The sequence below is a fragment of the Okeania sp. SIO2B9 genome (assembly GCF_010672505.1).
Lineage (GTDB): Bacteria > Cyanobacteriota > Cyanobacteriia > Cyanobacteriales > Microcoleaceae > Okeania > Okeania hirsuta.
The window spans coordinates 1-3,390 of record NZ_JAAHGK010000866.1; the positions used below are offsets into that span (position 1 = coordinate 1).

The 3,390-nt window shown below is 30.7% G+C and carries 2 protein-coding genes; one reads left to right on the forward strand and one right to left on the reverse strand.

All coding sequences use genetic code 11. The features are described 5' to 3' along the window. The first annotated feature begins 194 nt into the window (after positions 1 to 194). The gene (locus F6K13_RS24680; protein ID WP_124143742.1) at positions 195 to 455 is read left to right on the forward strand and encodes a hypothetical protein; all 261 of its coding nucleotides are present in this window, start codon (positions 195 to 197) and stop codon (positions 453 to 455) included. A 331-nt stretch (positions 456 to 786) separates the two neighbouring features. Here the strand turns inward: F6K13_RS24680 and F6K13_RS24685 are convergent, their stop codons facing one another. Then, complete coding sequence (locus F6K13_RS24685; RefSeq protein ID WP_124143741.1) at positions 787 to 2,388, reverse strand: DGQHR domain-containing protein; 1,602 nt, start codon at positions 2,386 to 2,388, stop codon at positions 787 to 789. Positions 2,389 to 3,390: the final 1,002 nt, after the last annotated feature.

A 3,390-nucleotide genomic window follows, 5' to 3' on the forward strand; every position in this document is an offset into this window, starting at 1 on the left:
TCTCCAATTATTTCTTCAACATCCGTAGATCCACAAGAGGTAACACTATACCATTGATCTAGATCGCAAAAGACATAAAAATTTTTCACAATAACACTTTGACTAGCCTCACTGAAATTACGGCATGAATAATCAGATGATATATTAAGATTGAACAATTGATTAAAATTCAGGATTTTTACTGATATTAAATTATGGAAGTTAATACTAATAATCCAATAAATATTAATTCTGAAATACCTAGTCCTGTTGAATGGGTAGAAGAACATTATTCGATCGCCAATTTAATAGATACTCTCACCGATCTACAAGAGGTACTTGACCATGGACTACTATTCCAAGATAATCAAGATGGAGAATTAGTTATTAATGCTGATATGAAAGATTTACTACGAGAAGAATACGGGCATCAACATTGGCAGTATTTAGAAAAATATTTATTGAGTAATAGTTAAAAATAATATTCTGTAGTGTAGTATTACTGAATAAAAATTGCGATGAAATTATTGTAAGCGCAGACTTATTTTTTTTGACTCTACAAACTTCTAAAATAGCTTTCATTGCAGATAAATTTTTGCAGTTTATTGCACTAAAGCTAGTCTCAATAATTTGAAAAAATTCAAAACATCAATCAACTCTTCCTTACCGAATAATTAAGGTTTAAAGCCTCTCCTTTAAAGGAGAAACAAGAAAAAATTTTCTTTTGAGTCAATCCTACCCTTGAAAAGAAGAGGTAATTGTTAATAATTAATTATTAATTGTTTAACTTAACTTTTTTCTAACACTTTAAGACAAAATTTTCGGCAACCCTACCTTTTTTAATTCCACAAACTTACCTTGAAAATCTACAGCTTGATTATCCCCAACTCTCCTTGCTTCTGCCAACTCTCGACGAATTTCTGCTCGTTCCATTTTGTCAGAAACTCCACCTAATATATAGATAAACAATCTCATCGCTAAGTCTCTCCCAGCTACTGACATTCGTTTGCGATTAAAATCATATAAAACCCCATACCAAATTGAGTCAGGAGATTCTATTCCACTCAAACCACCATCCACATCATACTTATTTAATTTCTGAAAAACCTCCTCCAAAAAAAAGCCTTTTTTATATATTAAAATTCCTAGAGCTTCAGAAAAAGCAATTTGCCCAACAGGTCGGAATAAAACATGACCTTCTCCTGGTTTTATTTCAAAACTAAATCTTCTCAATTCTGGAGTTTCGGCACCATTTTCTAATCTTGAATAACTAGGTAAATTAGATAAATAATTCCAAAACAACATAAATTCCTCTAGTCCCTCTTCTAATTCCTCTTCTTCGGGACGCATTGGAATTAAACCTTTATCTGAAGGTTTCCAATGAGGATAACGAGGTTTTAAATATCTTTCAGACATTTCTTGAATTGCCTGAAGAGTTGTTAAAACAGTAGACTTAGTTGCTACAGTAGCACTATCCCAATTCACTCGTGGATTTCTATTATCTTTCTCCTTTAATAAAGGATGATAAATTGCTACTTTTCTAGCCACAATGGCAAACCCATCATCCTCATTTAATAATGCCAACTGCCCTTTACTTAATTTCACAGCAGTCAAATTTACATGAGCAAAAACTGACCTAACTCTCCGTCGTGCTTGTGCTCTACTTTCTCCTTTTACTACTGCCGGAATAAATTCTATACCTATTTGTTCGTAAGCTAATTTTTGTAGTTCTGGTAATTCAATATTATGGGTTTCTGCTAAATCATCAATATTAATAGCTGCACCTACTGGTTTTTTTTGTTTGTTATATCTAGGCAACCTACCTGTTTTTGTTAATTCCATTAAACCTTGAATTCCCATCAGTCGATGTTGACCATCTAAGGCAAATACTGCTACTTCTAAACGTAGGTCTAATAATCCTACTTTTCCCTCTGAATCTAGGGGTAAAAAATCAGTAGCAGATTTATTTGCTTTTCCATTTTTATTCCATTCTTCTGCTTTAGGATTATCTACCCAACTAGGGCTAATTACTACTAATACTGCTGGAAATTTATGAGCTTTTCTTGTTGCTAAATATAGAGTTAATGGAGCTTGACGAGACCAATCTAGGGGACGTTGTTGAATTTCATCTATTGTTTCTGCATCCCGAATTATATTGTCTGTTTCTACATCAAATTTTTGTCGAAATAATGGTAGTTGAGAGGCAAAACGTACACGACTATCTAACCATTCTAGAGTGACAGAACCGATGTAAGCTTCCGTTTTTCCCATCATGGTTTTTTGTACTAAAAGTCTGTCATCTTTGCCTATATGTTTGTCTAAAAGGATAGCGATCGCTTCTCTTTCTCGATTATCGTTTTCTAAAATTTCTTTTGCTATTTCTGAGGTGGGTTTATTGGTTTTTTTCATCGCTGATTTTGGGAAATATTTTTAACGATTTTTAAAAAAATATGTATATATAAATTTTTGTTAACAAATGTTTTTAAAAACTATTTGATTGATATGATTGTTAATTGTAAGTTATTTTTATATCATATACAATTTATTATGTCAATATTAACCAATGAAACACAAGGGGTGAATATTAATGTCTTTTTTTACTCTTAAAATAAGGATACTTTGAGATTTTTGACACTGAAAATTGCTTCAAACTCAGCAGTAAGTGCATAAGCAAAATTAATGACATATTTTGTTCCTAAATTCTCAAGCACTTTTTTTAGATATTGAAGTAAGCTGTTCGGTTTCATTCTTTCCTAAAAACTTTTCTATGGGCGATATGAAAGACACGCTCAGTAATTTCAGGAAATTATTTCAAATTTAAAGTTTAAAACTATTTATGACATTTTTAAAGTGAATTGGTATTAATAGATTTTAATATTTAATATCGTGATTGCATTCTTACTTAAAATAGAAATAACATCTATAGAAATGGGTGTCTCTCAATTTTGAATAAAGCCAAAAATTTATTGCTTTAGGGAACAGGGAACAGGGAATATATAGGAAAAAAGTATTTTTGCAAATATGAGATACACCCATATAAATCCAATTTAAGTTGTAATATTTTGGTGATAGTTAAGAATCAGAATATTAAAGGTTTTGCTTGAAAATTAACTGTTATAAAAATTTTTACAACCAATTTAGCATCGCTATAATAAATATAGCAATCAGGTGTCAGATGTGAGAGATTGATTGCTGTATTACTTGATTTATAAGAAAATTTAATATCATTTCTCATAAATCATTCTTGATTACCATAATTTATTTCTCTATGTAAAGAGGAGTGGTGAAAAATTTATTGATTTTTTCAAAGTACAACATTACAGTGACAGGTATTGCTGAGAAACTAATCAAGTTAACTTTGTAATTTTAAAAAGGAGGAATGAGAATAGTTATAGTAAATTTAGTTCTGGA

Excerpts from the sequence above, each read along its gene's own strand:
- F6K13_RS24685 (WP_124143741.1), bottom strand. The coding sequence starts at position 2,388 with ATGAAAAAAACCAATAAACCCACCTCAGAAATAGCAAAAGAAATTTTA.
- F6K13_RS24680 (WP_124143742.1), top strand. The coding sequence starts at position 195 with ATGGAAGTTAATACTAATAATCCAATAAATATTAATTCTGAAATACCT.